This is a genomic window from Sphingomonas vulcanisoli, assembly GCF_011761305.1.
In the GTDB taxonomy this organism is placed as follows: domain Bacteria; phylum Pseudomonadota; class Alphaproteobacteria; order Sphingomonadales; family Sphingomonadaceae; genus Sphingomonas_I; species Sphingomonas_I vulcanisoli.
The window spans coordinates 705,372-721,895 of sequence record NZ_JAAOZC010000001.1 but is presented as its reverse complement, the minus strand read 5'-3'; the positions used below and the strand labels follow the sequence as shown (position 1 = coordinate 721,895).

18 protein-coding genes and 1 tRNA gene are annotated in these 16,524 nt (G+C 64.5%); 9 read left to right on the top strand and 10 right to left on the bottom strand.

The genetic code is table 11. The features are described from left to right. The first annotated feature begins 23 nt into the window (after positions 1 to 23). Positions 24 to 1,511 carry a replicative DNA helicase gene (locus tag FHS31_RS03415; protein ID WP_167071901.1) on the top strand — a complete coding sequence of 496 codons (1,488 nt, stop codon included), beginning with the start codon at positions 24 to 26 and terminating at the stop codon, positions 1,509 to 1,511. A gap of 221 nt (positions 1,512 to 1,732) precedes the next feature. On the opposite strand, the gene FHS31_RS03410 is transcribed toward FHS31_RS03415, so the two are convergent. The 6 genes from FHS31_RS03410 to cobA all read right to left on the bottom strand — a co-directional run bounded on the left by FHS31_RS03410 (position 1,733) and on the right by cobA (position 6,384). After that, the gene (locus FHS31_RS03410; protein WP_167071900.1) at positions 1,733 to 2,068 is read right to left on the bottom strand and encodes a hypothetical protein; all 336 of its coding nucleotides are present in this window, start codon (positions 2,066 to 2,068) and stop codon (positions 1,733 to 1,735) included. 143 nt (positions 2,069 to 2,211) lie between these two features. Beyond that, positions 2,212 to 2,991 carry a phosphoadenylyl-sulfate reductase gene (locus FHS31_RS03405; protein WP_167071899.1) on the bottom strand — a complete coding sequence of 260 codons (780 nt, stop codon included), beginning with the start codon at positions 2,989 to 2,991 and terminating at the stop codon, positions 2,212 to 2,214. Then, positions 2,984 to 3,406, bottom strand: a complete 423-nt coding sequence (locus FHS31_RS03400; protein WP_167071898.1) for a DUF934 domain-containing protein — start codon at positions 3,404 to 3,406, stop codon at positions 2,984 to 2,986. Before FHS31_RS03400 ends, FHS31_RS03405 begins: the two co-directional genes overlap by 8 nt. A 120-nt stretch (positions 3,407 to 3,526) precedes the next feature. Beyond that, positions 3,527 to 5,158: a nitrite/sulfite reductase gene (locus FHS31_RS03395; RefSeq protein WP_167071897.1), complete on the bottom strand. Its 1,632-nt coding sequence runs from the start codon at positions 5,156 to 5,158 to the stop codon at positions 3,527 to 3,529. 144 nt (positions 5,159 to 5,302) lie between these two features. Then, positions 5,303 to 5,599: a DUF2849 domain-containing protein gene (locus FHS31_RS03390; protein ID WP_167071896.1), complete on the bottom strand. Its 297-nt coding sequence runs from the start codon at positions 5,597 to 5,599 to the stop codon at positions 5,303 to 5,305. Continuing rightward, entirely contained in the window at positions 5,596 to 6,384 is a 789-nt protein-coding gene (gene cobA / locus FHS31_RS03385; RefSeq protein ID WP_167071895.1) for a uroporphyrinogen-III C-methyltransferase, read from the bottom strand. The genes FHS31_RS03390 and cobA overlap by 4 nt, the downstream gene beginning before the upstream one ends. A gap of 213 nt (positions 6,385 to 6,597) precedes the next feature. On the opposite strand from cobA, the gene FHS31_RS03380 reads away from it, so the two are divergent. Continuing rightward, positions 6,598 to 7,374, top strand: coding sequence for a cytochrome b (locus FHS31_RS03380; protein WP_167071894.1), 777 nt, complete (start codon positions 6,598 to 6,600; stop codon positions 7,372 to 7,374). 175 nt (positions 7,375 to 7,549) lie between these two features. Here FHS31_RS03380 and FHS31_RS03375 read toward each other — a convergent pair whose 3' ends face one another. After that, positions 7,550 to 8,932, bottom strand: a complete 1,383-nt coding sequence (locus tag FHS31_RS03375; protein WP_167071893.1) for a protein adenylyltransferase SelO — start codon at positions 8,930 to 8,932, stop codon at positions 7,550 to 7,552. 106 nt (positions 8,933 to 9,038) lie between these two features. On the opposite strand from FHS31_RS03375, the gene FHS31_RS03370 reads away from it, so the two are divergent. The 7 genes from FHS31_RS03370 to FHS31_RS03340 all read left to right on the top strand — a co-directional run bounded on the left by FHS31_RS03370 (position 9,039) and on the right by FHS31_RS03340 (position 14,589). Beyond that, positions 9,039 to 10,442 (top strand): NAD(P)H-dependent flavin oxidoreductase, encoded by a 1,404-nt coding sequence (locus tag FHS31_RS03370; RefSeq protein ID WP_167071892.1) that lies wholly within the window; start codon positions 9,039 to 9,041, stop codon positions 10,440 to 10,442. Beyond that, entirely contained in the window at positions 10,442 to 10,795 is a 354-nt protein-coding gene (locus FHS31_RS03365; protein ID WP_208408498.1) for a hypothetical protein, read from the top strand. The genes FHS31_RS03370 and FHS31_RS03365 overlap by 1 nt, the downstream gene beginning before the upstream one ends. A 72-nt stretch (positions 10,796 to 10,867) precedes the next feature. Further along, the gene (locus tag FHS31_RS03360) at positions 10,868 to 12,403 is read left to right on the top strand and encodes a sensor histidine kinase (protein WP_167071891.1); all 1,536 of its coding nucleotides are present in this window, start codon (positions 10,868 to 10,870) and stop codon (positions 12,401 to 12,403) included. After that, complete coding sequence (locus FHS31_RS03355) at positions 12,400 to 12,846, top strand: response regulator (protein ID WP_167071890.1); 447 nt, start codon at positions 12,400 to 12,402, stop codon at positions 12,844 to 12,846. Before FHS31_RS03360 ends, FHS31_RS03355 begins: the two co-directional genes overlap by 4 nt. Then, positions 12,846 to 13,880, top strand: coding sequence for a histidine kinase dimerization/phosphoacceptor domain -containing protein (locus tag FHS31_RS03350; protein ID WP_167071889.1), 1,035 nt, complete (start codon positions 12,846 to 12,848; stop codon positions 13,878 to 13,880). The genes FHS31_RS03355 and FHS31_RS03350 overlap by 1 nt, the downstream gene beginning before the upstream one ends. A 68-nt stretch (positions 13,881 to 13,948) precedes the next feature. Beyond that, positions 13,949 to 14,206 (top strand): type II toxin-antitoxin system Phd/YefM family antitoxin, encoded by a 258-nt coding sequence (locus FHS31_RS03345; protein WP_167071888.1) that lies wholly within the window; start codon positions 13,949 to 13,951, stop codon positions 14,204 to 14,206. Continuing rightward, positions 14,203 to 14,589 (top strand): type II toxin-antitoxin system VapC family toxin, encoded by a 387-nt coding sequence (locus FHS31_RS03340; RefSeq protein ID WP_167071887.1) that lies wholly within the window; start codon positions 14,203 to 14,205, stop codon positions 14,587 to 14,589. The genes FHS31_RS03345 and FHS31_RS03340 overlap by 4 nt, the downstream gene beginning before the upstream one ends. 6 nt (positions 14,590 to 14,595) lie before the next feature. Here the strand turns inward: FHS31_RS03340 and FHS31_RS03335 are convergent. The 3 genes from FHS31_RS03335 to moaA all read right to left on the bottom strand — a co-directional run bounded on the left by FHS31_RS03335 (position 14,596) and on the right by moaA (position 16,509). Continuing rightward, positions 14,596 to 14,670: transfer RNA gene (locus FHS31_RS03335), tRNA-Asn, on the bottom strand. A 64-nt stretch (positions 14,671 to 14,734) separates the two neighbouring features. Beyond that, positions 14,735 to 15,511, bottom strand: coding sequence for an NAD kinase (locus tag FHS31_RS03330; protein WP_167071886.1), 777 nt, complete (start codon positions 15,509 to 15,511; stop codon positions 14,735 to 14,737). Then, complete coding sequence (moaA, locus tag FHS31_RS03325) at positions 15,508 to 16,509, bottom strand: GTP 3',8-cyclase MoaA (protein WP_341786276.1); 1,002 nt, start codon at positions 16,507 to 16,509, stop codon at positions 15,508 to 15,510. Before moaA ends, FHS31_RS03330 begins: the two co-directional genes overlap by 4 nt. Positions 16,510 to 16,524 lie beyond the last annotated feature (15 nt).

Here is a 16,524-nt window from a genome sequence, read left to right as displayed (position 1 = left end):
CGGGCCGGGCCGATAGTGCGCGGATGGCCGAACCGATCCGACTCATCTCCTCTGCCGAACCGGCGCAGACCGCGCTGCCGCACAATGTCGAGGCGGAGGCGGCGCTGCTCGGTGCGCTGATGATCGACAATCGGCTGGTCGAGGACGTCCAGCTCAAGCTGAAGGGCGATCATTTCTACGAGCCCGCGCACCAGCGGATTTACGACGCGATCCTGAAGCTGGTCGACAAGAACATGATCGCCAATCCAGTGACCCTGCGCCCGATGTTCGAGGGCGACGAGGCGCTGAAGGAACTGGGCGGTCCAGGCTATCTCGCGCAGCTCACCGGGTCTGGAGCGGCGCTGATCGGTGCGCGCGATTTTGCGACGCAGGTTTATGATCTCGCCCTGCTGCGCGCGCTGATCGGCGTCGGCCGCGACATGGTCGAGAAAGCGATCGATACCTCCGAAAGCGTCGATCCCAAGGGCCAGATCGAGGAGGCCGAGGTCGCGCTGTACCGCGTCGCCGAACAGGGCGGCGAGCAGGGCGGCGTCAAGACCTTCGCGCAGGCGACCAAGCTGGCGATCGAAATGGCCGAGCGCGCGCTCAATTCAGGCGGCCACGTCTCGGGCATCACCTCGGGGTTGGACAGCATCAATAGCAAGATCGGCGGCTTCCACCCGTCCGATCTCATCATCCTCGCCGGCCGCCCGGGGATGGGCAAGAGTTCGCTGGCCACCAACGTCGCGTTCAACGCGGCGCGGCGCTTCATCCGGGATCAGGAAGATGGGATCGACGCCGCGAAGTCGGTCGGCGCGCCGGTGGCGATCTTCAATCTCGAAATGTCGTCCGATCAGCTGGCGACGCGCATCCTTTCGGAACAATCGGGCATTTCGTCCGAGAACCTCCGCATGGGCAAGATCAGCCAGGTCGAGTTCCGCAACCTCGCGCGGGCCGCCGCCGAGCTGCAGAATCTGCCGTTGTTCATCGATGACACGCCGGCGCTGACGATCGCGGCGCTGCGCACCCGCGCGCGGCGGCTGAAGCGCCAGCGGGGCATCGGCATGATCGTGGTCGATTATCTCCAGTTGCTGCAGGGTGGCGGCAAGCCGGGTGGCGACCAAAATCGCGTGCAGGAGATTTCGGAGATCAGCCGCGGCCTCAAGCAGCTCGCCAAGGAGCTCAACGTGCCGGTGATCGCGCTCTCGCAGCTTAGTCGAGCGGTTGAGCAACGCGAGGACAAGCGGCCGCAGCTTTCGGATCTGCGCGAATCGGGATCGATCGAGCAGGATGCGGATATCGTGCTCTTCATCTACCGCGAGGATTATTATCTGCAGGCGCGTGAGCCCAAGATGCCCGTGCCCGGCGATACCGCGCAGGCGTTCCAGGCCTATGACGAATGGCGTGCCGAATATGATCAGGCGATGGGACTGTGCGAGCTGATCGTCGCCAAGCAGCGCCATGGCGCCACCGGCAAGGTCAAGCTGCGCTTCGAAAGTAAGATCACCCGCTTCTCGGATCTCGCGGAATAGGCGCCAGCTTCGGCGTTGACATACGGCTGTAATCTTGGAGCAATGTCGCGCCCCCTAAAGACGCAGCATGTCCGCTCTGCTTTCCATCCTGTTCGTCGCCACCGTTGCCGTCGGAGGCGCGACCGCTTGGGCGATCACCGCGCTCTATCGCTTCGTCCATCCCGGCTGATACGAAACGGGCGCCCCGGCCGACCGGAGCGCCCTTTCTTGACGGCTGAAGCTTAGCGGCCCCATCCATAACGGTAGCCGTAGTGCGGACGGCCGTAATAACCGCGGTAATAGGCTGGCGCGTAGACCACCGGGGCGCCCTCATAGTAGCCGCCTTCGTAATAGACCGGCGGCGGCGGAAGGGGCGGCGCATAGGCATAGCCATCATAATAACGATGGTGATCAGCCGAGGACGCGATCGCTGCGCCGACGCCCAGGCCGATGATACCGGCCACGACCGCGCCGCCGCCACCGCCATGGTAATAGCGCGCCTCTGCCGGTTGAACGGCGGCCAGCGAGGCCGCACCGATCGCCGAAGCCGCGATCAAAGCCTTGAAACCATTACGCATCACACGCCTCCAACTTCCATTCCCTGCTTTTGGGATAGGCTGGTTCTAGGCGAGTCGCGCTGAATGAGCGTGGAATGGGGGCTGCAGCATTTGTTCAGTGTTTTCGCGGAGATGGCGGCTCTGTAGGTGCGAAGGACAGGGCTTTAGAAAGCCGGCTCCTCATCAGGCCTTATCGGCTGATGGATGCCGCACTCCACCTTGTCCCAGCCGCGCCAGCGGCCGGAGCGCGGATCCTCGCCGGGCATTACCTTGCTGGTGCAGGGCGAGCAGCCGATCGAGAGATAGCCCTGCGCCTCCAGCGGGTGGCGCGGCAGATCGTGCGCCGCGAAATAGGCGTTGAGTTCGTCCTTCGACCAGCCGGCGAGCGGATTGATCTTAAGCTTGGGGCCGGTGACGGCGGCGTCGGCGACATCGAGTTCAAACATCGGCAGCGCCAAGCGGGTGCCCGCCTGGAAACCCTTGCGGCCGGAGATCCAGGCATCGAACCCCGTCAGTGCGCGCTTCAGCGGTTCGACCTTGCGGAGATCGCAGCAGCCATCGGGATCGTAGCTCCAGCGCAGTCCGGTCTTGTCCTTGGCGGCCAGCAGGTGCGGATCGGGGCGATAGACGCGCAGATCGGTGAAGCCGAGGCGTTCGGAAAGCTCGTCGCGATAGGCGAGGGTCTCGCCGAACATCTTCTGCGTGTTGGTGAAGATTAGCGGAATGTCGGTGTCGATCTCGGAGACGATATGCAGCAGCACCGCCGATTCGGCGCCAAAGGAGGAGACCAGTGCAGTGCGGCCTGCCAGTTCGCCGGTCAGCAGTTCGCGCAGGATCGCCTGCGTCGGCACGCCCGCGAAGCGTGCGTTGAGCGCGGCGACGTCCTCGGCGGTGAACGCCGGGCGCAGGTCGAGCGTATCGAGCTGGCGCGCCGCCTCAGCCATGCCGCAATTTCCACACCGGCGCGCGCGGCTCGGCGGCCTTCTGATAGAAATAGGGGAAGCGGGCGAGCGCCTGTTCTACCGCAGCCTCATCGAGCGGCTTCTCGCTGGAGAGCGCATCGAAGCCGCAGCGGCGCAGGAACACCACCTGATCGATCAGCACATCGCCCTGCGCGCGCAGTTCGCCGGTGTAGCCCGCCTCGCGGAGGATGCGGGCGGAGGAATAGCCGCGGCCGTCGCGGAAGGTCGGGAAGGCGATCTCGATCAGCTGCAGCCGATCGAGATAGGGCAGCAGCAGGCGCACGTCCTCGCCCGATTCGATGCGCACGGCGGTGGCGTTCGATTGGCCGAGGAAGCCATCGAGCGTGACGCCCGGTTCCTCATGCGCGGCATCGCTGCGGAAGCGGATCAGGGTCATGCCTTGCACCCGCTAGCGCCGTCATGCCGGACGTGTTCCGGCATCCACCCATCCGCAAGATCCGGAAATCGTTGTGGGGTGGACCCCGGAACAAGTCCGGGGTGACGATGGGCCAAAACGCTACGCATAGATCGCCGCCTTGAAAGGTTCGGCGCCGATGCGGCGATAGGTATCGAGGAAGCGTTCGCCTTCGGTCCGCAGGGAGCGATAGGTTTCGAGTGCGGTCTCGACCGCATCGACCACGCCGTCTTCGGAAAAGCCCGGGCCGATGATGCGACCTACGCTGGCATCTTCGGCACCCGATCCGCCGAATGAGAGCTGGTAATTCTCCTCGCCCTTCCGATCGACGCCGAGGATTCCGATGTGGCCGGCGTGATGGTGGCCGCAGGCGTTGATGCAGCCCGATATCTTGAGCTTCACCTCGCCGAGATCGCGCTGGCGATCCATATCGGCGAAGCGTTCCGAGAGCTTCTGCGCGAGCGGGATCGAGCGGGCGTTGGCGAGGCTGCAATAATCGAGGCCGGGGCAAGCGATGATATCGCTGATCAGATCGAGGTTGGGAGTTGCCAGACCGGCGGCGGTGAGGGCGGCCCAAACTTCAGCAAGGTCGCCCATATGAACATGTGGAAGTACGACGTTCTGGGCGTGGGTGATGCGCAGCTCATCGTGGCTGAAGCGCTCGGCGAGATCGGCGATGACGTCGATCTGATCGGCGGAGGCGTCACCGGGGATGCCGCCGATCGGCTTGAGGCTGATCGTGACGATCGCGTGGCCCGGCACCTTGTGCTTGACGACCTGATGATCGAGCCACAGCGCGAAGGCAGGATTGCTGCGGTCGATCGTTACGCTATCGTCACGAACCAGCGGCGGCGGCGCGAACATCGCCTGGATACGCTCCAGCTCGGCGGCGGGCGGATCGATCCCCAGCGCCTTCACATGGAGATATTCCTCCTCGACCTCGGCGCGATACTGGTCCGCGCCGATCTCGTGGATCAGGATCTTGATCCGCGCCTTGTAGATATTGTCGCGCCGCCCGTAGCGATTGTAGACGCGCAGGCAGGCCTCGAGATAGCTGACCAGTTCGTCGGCAGGCAGGAATTTGCGGATCAGCGGCGCCACCATCGGGGTGCGGCCCTGGCCACCGCCGACATAGACTTCGAAGCCCAAGGCCCCATCGCGGCGCACCAGTTTAAGCCCGATATCGTGCAGCTTCATCGCCGCCCGATCCTCGTCCGCGGCGATTACCGCGATCTTGAACTTGCGCGGCAGCAGGCTGAACTCGGGATGGAACGTGCTCCACTGGCGCAACAGCTCGGCATAGGGGCGGGGGTCCGCAACCTCGTCCGCCGCCGCGCCGGCATATTGATCGGACGAGATGTTGCGGATGCAGTTGCCGCTGGTCTGGATGGCGTGCATCTCCACCGTCGCCAGCTCGGCGAGGATGTCGGGCGTGTCGTCCAGCTTGATCCAATTATATTGGAGGTTCTGGCGGGTGGTGAAATGGCCGTAGCCGCGATCATATTTGCGCGCGATGTGCGCCAGCATCCGCGTCTGGCGGCTGTCCAGCGTGCCATAGGGGATGGCGACGCGCAGCATGTAGGCGTGGAGCTGCAGATAGAGGCCGTTCATCAGCCGGAGCGGCTTGAACTGATCCTCTGTGAGCGCGCCCGAGAGACGGCGCTGCACCTGATCGCGGAATTCCTCGACGCGCGCATCGACAAGCGCCCGGTCATATTCGTCATATTTGTACATTTTACATCCTCCCTGCGCGAAGCGTGGGGAGGGGGACCGTCCGTAGGACGGTGGAGGGGAAAATCCAACCATCGCGCATTTCCCCTCCACCGCTCTTCGAGCGGTCCCCCTCCCCATCTGCGATGGGGAGGATGTCGATGTAGCTCATATCTGGTAACTCCCCACGCTCGCGTCGGCGGGTTTGACCGCGAGATCCGGGCGGACGGTCGGTCCTGTCGCGCGGATGCGGTCCTTGATGTGGAGCGGGGTGGGGCCGGTTGGGCTGGGGGCGGCGTCAACGATATAGGGCGCGTTGACGCGCAGCGCGGCTTCCTCGCGCTGGGCGATGGCTTCGGCATCGGTGCCCGCGTCGACAGCCTCGGCGACATGGCGCGACCATTCGCGGCCCGCCCACCAGGTCACGTCGCCGGTGATGAGATCGTTGCCCGTGACCAGCCTCATGCCAAGGCCTCGGCGGTCTTGGCGAAGCTCAGCAAGCGATCCTCGGCATCCGACAGCAGCACGACTTCGCCGACGACGATGATCGCTGGGCTCTTCACGGTCTCGCGAGCCAGCAGCCCGCCGAGATCGGCGAGCACGGTGCGCAGCGCCCGCGCGCCCTTGAGCGTCCCACGCTCCAGCACCGCCACGGGCAGTTCCGGCGCGCAGCCATCGGCCATTAATTTGTTGGCGATCGCGTCGCCGCTCGCCACGCCCATGTAGATCACCAAGGTGCGACCCTTGCCGGCGAGACCGGACCAGTCCTGATCCGACAGGCCCTTGCACTGGCCCGCAACGAAGCTGACCGCGCTCGACCAATCGCGATGCGTGAGCGGCAGGAATGCTTCCGCCGCGCAGCCGAGCGCCGCCGAAACCCCGGGAATGACCTCGACCGGCAGACCCGCCGCGCGCACCGCCTCGACCTCTTCACCGCCGCGACCGAAGATGAAGGGATCGCCGCCCTTGAGGCGCACGACGATCGATCCCGCCTTCACATGCGCGATGATCAGCGCGTTGATCGCGTCCTGCGGCAAGGTATGCCGGGCACGCTGCTTGGCGACCGATATGCGCTGCGCCTCGGCAGGAGCATGATCCAGCACCGCCGGATCGATCAGCCCATCATGAACCACGACATCGGCTTGGCCGAGCGCTTCGACCGCGCGCACCGTCAGCAGCCCCGGATCACCCGGGCCGGCGCCGACCAGGATCACGCGGCCGCGTGCTTGAGGATCGAGAAGCGTAGCCATGCCGGGCAGATGGCGCGGTGCGGGGCGAACGGCAATGCACTTCTGCTTGGCGCGCGGTTAGCGGAACTTGGCCAGGCAAGATCCTCCCCGGCACGGGGAGGGGGACCATCCGCAGTATGGTGGAGGGGGCCTCCATCAAGCGTGACGCCGGTGGAGAGCCCCCTCCGTCACGCTTCGCGTGCCACCTCCCCGTGCCGGGGAGGATCGCTGCCATTGACGGTCCGAATCCTGCTGGCCATGCTCCGCCCGCAACATTGGCGGGACGAAAACATGGCAGGACGGGCGATTTGGGAGGCAGGGGCCCCGCTGTCGCGCTATTCGCAGGTGGCGATCATCCTGCATTGGGCGATCGCGTTGCTGATCCTGTTCAATCTGTTCACCGGCTTGCTGCATGACAGCGTGCCGCGCGCCGTGTTCGCGTTTCATGTCTCTTCGGGGATCACCGTGCTGATCCTGTCAGTGGTGCGGATTTTCTGGCGGCTGACGCACCGGCCGCCACCTTACCCCTCCGATATGCCGAACTGGGAGCGCGGCCTCGCGCATCTGGTCCATTTCTGCCTCTACGCATCGATGCTGCTGCTGCCACTCTCGGGCTGGGCGATGATCTCGGCCAATCCGCCGGCCGGATCGCCGGGCGCGGCCTATGCCGACTCGATCAAGGCGCCAAAGCCGCCCGCCGCCGCCGCGGCGCTTCCCGATGCCAACAAACCGGCGGCGCCGCCGTCCGCCAAGCGGCGCGGCCCGCCGATGTTCTGGAATCTCGTCAAGCTGCCGCTGATCAAGCCGCTGCAGGATATAGGCCGGACGCCCGAGGGCGTGGCCGCGCAGAAGGAGAAGCATGAGCAGATCGAGACCTTCCACGGCCTCGGCGGCTATGTGATGCTGGCTCTGCTCTTCCTGCACATCGTCGGCGCGCTGAAGCACCAGTTTATCGATCGTCAGCGCGAATTTGCGCGGATGGGGATCGGGCGGCCTGGAAGGGTGGGGTGACGCAACTCCCCTCCCTGGAAGGGAGGGGTTGGGGGTGGGTTGCCACCCGCGCCGTCGTTTCCGAAACGGAGTACCCCTTTCGCGGCGTTGCTATACATCGCGCTACTCTATGCGACTTCGCGAGCATCTACCCACCCCCGCCCCCTCCCTTCCAGGGAGGGGAGTTAGGGGCCGGTCAGGTAATCATCGCCTCACCCATACGGCGGATAGCAGCGACCTTGGCGTGGAGCGGTATCCAGTCGTCTCGCTCCGCTATCGCCGACCAGATCGCTTCCACCTCATCGATATGCATCGAGCAGGGTTCGGCGTCCTGCCAGTAGGGATGGGTGAGAGCGGTGCCCTGATAGGCCGATAGCTGATCCGCGAAGCCCGCGAAGTCTCGGGCGTAAACCTCGTCAGCGGGCGAAGAGCCGCGCCGCGCGCCGCCGCGCCAATCGAAGAAGAAGCGGTCGATCGTGACATTGCCCGCCGCCAAACCCCGTTCGATCGTCTCGACCAATGCGAGATCGCCGGGCTCGTCCCGCGGAGCAACGCCGAGGCGGCGGAGCATCGCGGCGCGGTGCTGCTGTTCGTAGCGTTCGGGAAAGGTATCGAGGATCGGCGCCAGCGCCTCGATATCGGCGACTTTGGCAAGCGCGATCGCCAGCTGCACCACGTCCCAATGGATCGCCTGCGCCTGCCGCCCGAAGGCATAGAGGCTCTGGTGATCGAAATAAGCCGCGGTGAAGCCCGGCTCCCAATGCGGTGTAAAGCGCCACGGGCCGTAGTCGAAACTCTCGCCGGTGGTGTTGATATTGTCGCTGTTGAGCACGCCGTGGACGAAGCCCGCCGCCATGTAAGACGCCGCCAGCCGCGCGGTGCGGCGCACGACATGATCGAGCAGGCGCAATGCAGGCTCCTCGCCGGGGTCCTCGCGGTAGAGATGGCGCAGGACGTAGGCGGCGAGGCAGCGGAGTTCGTCGGGCTGTTCGAGCATGGCGAGGCGCTGGAAACTGCCGATGCGGATATGGCCGTGGCTCAGCCGCACCATCACCGCCGATCGGGTGGGGGAGGGCTCGTCACCCCGATAGAGGCGTTCGCCGGTCTCGATGATCGAGAAGGTGCGCGAGGTTTCAACGCCCAGCGCCTCCAGCATCTCGGTCGCCAATATTTCGCGGACGCCGCCCTTGAGCGTCAACCGCCCGTCGCCCGAACGGCTCCAGGGCGTGGTGCCCGATCCCTTGGTGGCGAGATCGAGCAGGCGGCCTTGCCCGTCCTCGAGCTGCGCGAACAGGAAGCCGCGGCCGTCACCGAGGTCGGGATTGTAGATGCGGAACTGGTGGCCGTGGTAGCGCAGCGCCAGCGGCTGCGGCAGGCTGCCGGGCAGCGGCTCGAAGCGGCCGAAATGCGCGATCCATTCCGCGTCGCTGAGCGTCTCGAGGCCGACCTCCGCCGCCGCGCGATCGTTGCGGAAGCGCAGGATGGTCTCGGGAAAGTCGGCCGGGCCGACCGGATCGGCGAGGAAATCTGCCACCTCGTCGATCGCGCGGGAAGGGCGGTAGGGGACGAGCGGGTTCATGCCGTCCGATATGGCGTGCGGAGGCCCGGACGCCAACCGAGACGTTTTCCCGCGCAATCGCCGCCGATTGCGCTATAGCGCCGGCCTCACCACCGGAGGTTGCACGTTGTTTAAGGGTTTGCGTCCGATGCGCTATGGCGGCCGCGAGGTTTGGCCGCTGATCGAAGGCGGCAAGGGCGTCGCGGTATCGAACCATAAGAGCGCGGGCGCCTGGGCGGCGGCCGGCGGCATCGGCACCGTCTCCGCGGTGAATGCGGACAGCTACGATCCCGACGGCAAGATCATTCCGCAAATCTATCACGCGCTGACCCGGCGCGATCGGCACGAGGAACTGGTCCAATACGCCATCGATGGCGCGGTGACGCAGGTGAAGAAGGCGTTCGAGATCGCGGGCGGCAAGGGCGCGATCAACATCAACGTACTATGGGAAATGGGTGGCGCGCAGCGCGTGCTCCATGGTGTGCTGGAGAGGACGCGCGGCATGGTCGCGGGCGTTACCTGCGGCGCGGGCATGCCCTATAAATTGTCCGAGATCGCAGCCTCTTACGGCGTCAACTATCTGCCGATCGTCAGCTCGGGCCGCGCGTTTAATGCGTTGTGGAAGCGGGCCTATTCGAAGGCCGCCGAGTGGCTGGCGGGCGTGGTCTATGAAGATCCCTGGCTCGCGGGCGGCCACAATGGCCTCTCCAATGCCGAAGATCCGCGCGCGCCCCAGGATCCCTATCCGCGCGTGAAGGCGTTGCGTGAGACGATGCGCGCCGGCGGCGTCTCCGAAGATGTGCCGATCATCATGGCCGGCGGCGTCTGGCATCTGCGCGACTGGAACGACTGGATCGACAATCCCGAGCTCGGCGCAATCGCCTTCCAGTTCGGCACGCGGCCGTTGCTGACGCAGGAGAGCCCGATCAGCCAGCAGTGGAAGGATCGGCTGACGACGCTCGACGAGGGCGATATCCTGCTCCACCGCTTCAGCCCGACTGGCTTCTATTCTTCAGCCGTTCGCAATGACTTCCTCCGCAATCTTGAATATCGCTCCGAACGGCAAATCGCCTTTTCGATGGAAGCGGCCGGTGATCACCAGTTCCAGCTGGACGTCGGCGTCAAGGGCAAGAGCTTTTGGGTGACGCTGGGCGATCTTCACCGCGCGCGCGAATGGGTCGGCCGCGGCTATAGTTCGGCGCTCAAGACGCCGGACAATACGTTGGTGTTCGTCGAGCCCAGCGAGATGCAGAGGATTCGCAAGGATCAATCCGATTGCATGGGCTGCCTCAGCCAATGCAGCTTCTCGGCCTGGTCGGATACCGAAGGCAATTCCACCGGCCGGCTCGCCGATCCGCGCAGCTTCTGCATCCAGAAGACGCTCCAGGCGATCGCGCATGAGGGCGACATCGATCACAATTTGATGTTCGCCGGTCACGCCGCCTACAAGTTCAAGCAGGATCCGTTTTATTCCAACGGCTTCGTCCCCTCGGTCAAGCAATTGGTCGACCGTATCTTGACGGGCGATTGATGAGCGGCACCACCCGCCTGATCATTCTCGGCTTCCTCATTCTCGCCACCACGATGGAGGTGACGGGCGATGCGATCGTGCGGATGGGGCTGACCCAGACGGGCTGGACCAAGCTGCTTTATTTCATCGGCGGCGCGGCCCTGCTGTTCGGATATGGCTATGCGCTGAATTCGGCACCGATCGCGTTCGAGAAGGTGGTCGGTCTCTATATCGCCACTTTGTTCGTCGTCTGGCAGATCGTCAGCTTCATCGCCTTCCGCACCGTGCCCGGCGTCTCCACCCTGATCGGCGGCGCGCTGATCGTCGCCGGCGGCCTCGTCGTCGCCTTCTGGCAGACCGCCGAACACGGTTGACGCGCGGGTCTCGACGCCGGCGATCACGGCGCCTAAAGGCCAAGGCCTGTGCCCGAGGTAAAACCGCCCAAGATGTTGGATACAAGCCCGGAATCCTCGGCCGCTTCCCCGGATGCGCCCGCCCGCGCCACAACGCTGTCACAGCGTAACTTTGGCTACAAAGTGCTGGCGCTGGTCGCGCTTGGCTTTCTTGCGGTGCTGGCCGCGGGCATCTCCGCGGGCCTGCTGGTCGGCCGCGTGCAGACCGATACCGGCTGGGTCGAACATACGTTCCAGGTTCAGCAGCAGGTGCAATCGCTGGCGCTCGATCTGCAGAACCTGCGCACGTCGCGCGCGCTCAATCGGCTGCGGCACCAGAATGCGCTGAACAGTCCGGAAGCGGCAGACTATGCCAACACCTATCGGAACATTCACACCAAGCTGGATTCACTTGCCCGCCTGACGCGGGATAATCCGCGGCAAGCGGAGCGGCTGGCCGCATTCCATATCTGGCTGCAACGCTATGTCGCGGTCAGCGCGCCCGGTACATTCATCGGGCCTGCCGATCCGGTGCCGCAGGTCAACAATCATCTGTTCGAGCAGCTCCAGGTGCTGACGGTCGGTCTTTTTGGGGAGGAGCAACACCTCCTCAGTCTGCGCATCGCCAATGAGCGCGCCAGTATTGCGATCTTCTGGAAAGTGCTGACCGCCGCCGGCATCCTGCTGGTGATCGTCGCGATCGGATCGGTGACCGTGATCCGCCGCTACACGGTTGATCTCGCCGGTTCGCGTGACGAACTGCAGAAGCTGAACGCGGGGCTGGAAGATATGGTGCGCGATCGCACCGCAGATCTCCAGCGCGCGAACGACGAGATCCAGCGCTTCGCCTATATCGTCAGCCATGATCTGCGCTCGCCTTTGGTCAACGTACTCGGCTTCACTTCAGAGCTGAGCTCGGCGCTCAAGCCGCTCGATGCCCTGATCGAGCGCGCCGAGGCCGAGGCGCCGCAGATCGTCGAGGAGAGTGCCCGGCTGGCGGTGCGCGAGGATCTGCCCGAGGCGATCGGCTTCATCCGCACCTCGACGCAGAAGATGGATCGGCTGATCAACGCCATCCTGCGCTTGTCGCGCGAGGGATCGCGCACGGTCGCGCCCGAGCGGATCGACATGAATGCGCTGGTCGATGGGGTCATCGGCGCGATCAAGCACCGCATCGACGAGGAGGGGATTACGGTCCGCGTCGCATCGAATCTTCCCCCGATTATCAGCGATCGGCTGGCGATCGAGCAGGTCTTCTCGAATCTCGTTGAAAATGCGGTCAAATATCTCAAGAAGGGCCGGCCCGGCGAGATCGATATCCGCGGCCGGGCGCTGGGAGCGCAGATTATCTACGAAATTCAGGACAACGGCCGCGGCATCGATCCCCGCGATCACGCGCGCGTGTTCGATCTTTTCCGCCGATCGGGCGTGCAGGATCAGCCGGGCGAGGGCATCGGCCTCGCAAACGTTCGCGCGCTGGTCTATCGTCTCGGCGGCCTGATCGACGTGCGCTCGGCGCTGGATCAGGGCGCTACCTTCATCCTCACACTGCCAGCCGTGTTCACCGGCGAAAAGGAACAAGCGAAATGATGGCGCATATTCCCGTCAACATCGTGATGATCGAAGATGATGAGGGGCATGCGCGCCTCATAGAGAAGAACATCCGCCGCGCGGGCATCTCCAACCCGATCCGCCATTTCACCGATGGCACCTCGGCGCTCAATTTTTTGTACGAGGATCCAAACGGCCCGGCGCAGAACGGCCCGGCTCTGATCCTGCTCGATCTCAACCTGCCGGACATGAGCGGCACCGATATCCTTGGGCGCATCAAGGCCGACGGCAATCCGCTGAAGCGCACGCCCGTGGTGGTGCTCACCACCACCGATGACAAGGTGGAAATCCAGCGCTGCTACGATCTCGGCTGCAACGTCTACATCACCAAGCCGGTCAATTATGAAAGCTTCGCGGAAGCTATCCGCCAGCTCGGCCTGTTCCTTTCCGTGATCCAGCTCCCGGAAATCAAGGGCGATTGATGAACGACCGGCCGTCCGTTCTCTACATCGATGACGATGAGGGCCTCGGCGTGCTGACACGCCGGGCGCTGGGCCGGCGCGGCTATGAGGTGGAAGTGGTGACGAGCGGCGCGGAGGGCATCGCCAAAGCGGCCGAAGGCGGCTTCGATCTCGTCACCGTCGATCATTATATGCCGGGGCAGGACGGCCTCGAGACGATGAAGCAGATCCGGGCGCTGCCTGACGCGCCGCCGGTGATCTACGTCACGGGATCGGAGGAGAGCCGCATCGCGGTGGCGGCGCTGAAAGCGGGTGCGATCGATTATGTGGTGAAGGCCGCATCGGACGATTATTTCGATCTGCTGGCCAGTGCGATCGCCCAGGCGCTCAATACACAGCGGCTGGAACAGGCGGCGGCGAGGAGTGCCGATCAGCTTGCCGCGAGCAACCAGCAACTGCAGGTGCTGCTCCGCGAGGTCAATCACCGCGTCGCCAACAGCCTTCAGCTCGTCACCGCCTTCGTTCAGCTGCAGGCGCGCTCGCTGCCCGATCAGGCCGCCCGCGCCGCGCTGGAGGATACCCAGCGGCGGATCAGTGCGATCGCGCAGGTCCACCGCCGCCTCTACACCTCCGACGATGTCGAGACGGTGGCGATGGACGAATATCTCGCCAGCCTCGTCGAGGAACTCGGCCAGACCTGGTCGACCAGCGCCGCCAGACGCGATCTCAAGCTGTTCGCCGAACCCGTCCGCCTGAGTACCGATCGCGCGGTGGCGGTGGGCGTGATCGTCAACGAACTGATCAGCAACGCCTGCAAATATGCCTATGCGGCCGATCGCGACGGCGAAATCCGCGTGCGGCTGCGCAGCGAGGATGACGGCCGCTTCGAGTTGCGCGTCGAAGACGATGGCTGCGGCATGCCCGCCGACGGCAGCATCAAGGGCACCGGCCTTGGATCGAAGCTGATCCGATCGATGGCCAACTCGCTGGGATCGACCCTCGCTTACGTCGATGAGGGTGTGGGCACCAAGGTGACGATGAGCGCGGCTTGCTGACGATCAATTCTTCCTTGAATTGGACCACCCGATAGTCTAAACTTTGCCCGATCGCTGGAAAATTTCCAATGCACATCTCTGTCACCAACGCGAAGGCTCAGCTCACCGATCTGGTGCGGCGTGTCGAAGAAGGAGACGAGGTTATCCTAACGCGGCATGGGCATCCCGCGGCGAAGATCGTGCCGATCGAGCCGGTATCCGATGAGCAAAGTATTTTGGCTGCGATCAAAGCAGTTCAAATGTCGGTAGCCGCGATGGGCATCAAAGGCATTGACGCCGCGCGCAGCCAGGATTTCCTCTATGATGAGCATGGCCTGCCTGCATGATCGTCGTCGATACGTCGGCGCTGATGGCGATCTTATTGGAAGTACCGGGGGCCGCTGATTGCGCCACCGCTTTAGCGCAGACACGTAATCGGCTGATATCTGCCGGCACGTTGGCAGAGGCGCTGATCGTTGCCGCCCGAAACAAACTCCATCTGCCAATGGTCCAATTGGTCGAAGGTCTTCGGGCGGAGATCGTCACGGTCACTGCCAAGGGCGCGCTGCAAAGCAGTGAGGCCTATCAGCGCTGGGGGAAGGGATTTCATTCCGCCGCTCTCAATTACGGCGATTGCTTTTCCTATGCGCTAGCCAAGGAACGGGATTGCCTGTTGCTCTACATCGGCAAGGGTTTCGCGCAGACCGATATCCGCAGCGCGCTTAGCTGAAAGAAGTGGCTCCCTGAGTAGGATTCGAACCTACGGCCGCTCGATTAACAGTCGAGAGCTCTACCGCTGAGCTATCAGGGAACATCGCGGAGGCGGGCCTATAGCAGCGGGCTTTCAGCGGTGGCAAGCCTCCGCAGGCCTTTAATCAGAAGGTGAATTGCTCGCGCGCGATGCGATCGTCCAGCGCATGTTCGGGATCGAACAGCAATGTGAGCGGGCTGCCGCGATCGACGCTGATCTCCACCGTCGCGACATCGCGCACCTCGCGCTGATCGGCGACCGCGCTGACCGGGCGCTTGATCGGATCGAGGATGCGAAAGCTGATCCTGGTGCGATCGGGCAGGATCGCGCCGCGCCAGCGCCGGGGGCGGAAGGGGCTGATCGGGGTCAGCGCCACCAGCGAGCTATCGAGCGGCAGGATCGGCCCCTGCACGGAGAAATTATAGGCCGTGGAGCCGGCGGGGGAAGCGACGAGCACGCCATCGCAAACCAGTTCGGGCAGCACGACCCGGCCATCGACCTTGACCTCGATCCAGGCCGTTTGGCGCGTCTCGCGGAGCAGCGAAACCTCGTTGATCGCCGGGCTCTCGATGCGTTCGCCCGAAACCGTCGTCGCTTCCATTCGCAGCGGTGATACGCGAATCGATTTGGCGTGCGTCAGCCGGTTCTCGAGCAGATCGGCCGAATATTCGTTCATCAGGAAGCCGACCGTGCCGAGGTTCATGCCGAAGACCGGCACGGCGCGGTGGCGTTCCAGCATCGTGTGCAAGGTCTGCAACAGGAAACCATCGCCGCCGAGCGCCACGATGATATCCGCCTTATCGAGCGCCACCCATTCATAGCGTTTGCGCAGCTCGGCCTCGGCGGCCTGCGCCGCGGGGGTAGGCGACGCGGTCAGCGCCAGCCGTTTCTCCCCGGTCATCCGCCAGTGACGCTCATGTGGCGCTGCAGAGTGGGCGCCGCGCCGCGCGCGATGGCAAAATCGTGGCGGAGCGGCTTGATCTGCATGGCGTGATCAAGCGCGCGATCGAGCGCGGCGGGCCCGCCTTCACGATAGGCCTGCCGCAGATCGACCTTGGTCTCGGCGCCCAGGCAGAGAAACAGCTCGCCCGCGGCGGTCAGGCGGACGCGGTTGCAGCCCGCGCAGAAATTCTCGGACATCGGCGTGATGAAGCCGATCCGCACGCCAAGCTCGGTTACCTGATAATAGCGCGCCGGTCCGCCGGTCCGCTCGGCGATGGGGAGCAGGGTGTAGCGTTCCTCGAGCTGTGCTTTCACTTGATCGAGCGGCAGATAGCGATCGGCGCGATCGTCGGCGATCTGGCCCAGCGGCATCGTCTCGATCAGCGACAGATCATGGCATTCGCCCGCGCACCATTCGAGCATGGGCGCGATCTCATCCGCGTTGAAGCCTTTGAGCGCGACCATATTGATCTTGATCTTGAGGCGGGCGGCGCGCGCCGCGGCAATGCCTTGGAGCACCTGGGAGACATCGCCGGTGCGCGTGATGTGGCGGAAGCGATCGGGATCGCGGCTGTCGAGGCTGACGTTGATGCGGCGGATCCCCGCATCGTGCAGCGCCGCGGCATGGTCGGCCAGTCGGGTGCCGTTGGTGGTCAGCGTCAGCTCGCCAAGGCCGTCGCCGATCCGCCGGCCGATCATCCGCGCCAGATCGGGCACGCCGCGCCTGACGAGCGGCTCGCCGCCGGTCAGGCGGATGCGTGTGACGCCGCGATCGATGAAGGCATCGGCGATCGCGGCGATTTCCTCGAGCGTCATCACCGCAGTCCGCGGCAGGAAGGTCATCGCCTCGTTCATGCAATAGCGGCAGCGCAGATCGCAGCGATCGGTCACCGACACGCGCAAATAGGTGATGCGTCTGCCGAAATTGTCGATCAAAGGGGCGGGAAGGGCGTCCACGGGCTGTAGCTAAGC

Bases quoted from the DNA above. Each gene is read 5' to 3' on its own strand.
- FHS31_RS03415 (WP_167071901.1), top strand. From the start codon at position 24: ATGGCCGAACCGATCCGACTCATCTCCTCTGCCGAACCGGCGCAGACC.
- FHS31_RS03410 (WP_167071900.1), bottom strand. From the start codon at position 2,068: ATGCGTAATGGTTTCAAGGCTTTGATCGCGGCTTCGGCGATCGGTGCG.
- FHS31_RS03405 (WP_167071899.1), bottom strand. From the start codon at position 2,991: ATGGCTGAGGCGGCGCGCCAGCTCGATACGCTCGACCTGCGCCCGGCG.
- FHS31_RS03400 (WP_167071898.1), bottom strand. From the start codon at position 3,406: ATGACCCTGATCCGCTTCCGCAGCGATGCCGCGCATGAGGAACCGGGC.
- FHS31_RS03395 (WP_167071897.1), bottom strand. From the start codon at position 5,158: ATGTACAAATATGACGAATATGACCGGGCGCTTGTCGATGCGCGCGTC.
- FHS31_RS03390 (WP_167071896.1), bottom strand. From the start codon at position 5,599: ATGAGGCTGGTCACGGGCAACGATCTCATCACCGGCGACGTGACCTGG.
- cobA (WP_167071895.1), bottom strand. From the start codon at position 6,384: ATGGCTACGCTTCTCGATCCTCAAGCACGCGGCCGCGTGATCCTGGTC.
- FHS31_RS03375 (WP_167071893.1), bottom strand. From the start codon at position 8,932: ATGAACCCGCTCGTCCCCTACCGCCCTTCCCGCGCGATCGACGAGGTG.
- FHS31_RS03365 (WP_208408498.1), top strand. From the start codon at position 10,442: ATGAGCGGCACCACCCGCCTGATCATTCTCGGCTTCCTCATTCTCGCC.
- FHS31_RS03360 (WP_167071891.1), top strand. From the start codon at position 10,868: ATGTTGGATACAAGCCCGGAATCCTCGGCCGCTTCCCCGGATGCGCCC.
- FHS31_RS03355 (WP_167071890.1), top strand. From the start codon at position 12,400: ATGATGGCGCATATTCCCGTCAACATCGTGATGATCGAAGATGATGAG.
- FHS31_RS03350 (WP_167071889.1), top strand. From the start codon at position 12,846: ATGAACGACCGGCCGTCCGTTCTCTACATCGATGACGATGAGGGCCTC.
- FHS31_RS03345 (WP_167071888.1), top strand. From the start codon at position 13,949: ATGCACATCTCTGTCACCAACGCGAAGGCTCAGCTCACCGATCTGGTG.
- FHS31_RS03340 (WP_167071887.1), top strand. From the start codon at position 14,203: ATGATCGTCGTCGATACGTCGGCGCTGATGGCGATCTTATTGGAAGTA.
- FHS31_RS03330 (WP_167071886.1), bottom strand. From the start codon at position 15,511: ATGACCGGGGAGAAACGGCTGGCGCTGACCGCGTCGCCTACCCCCGCG.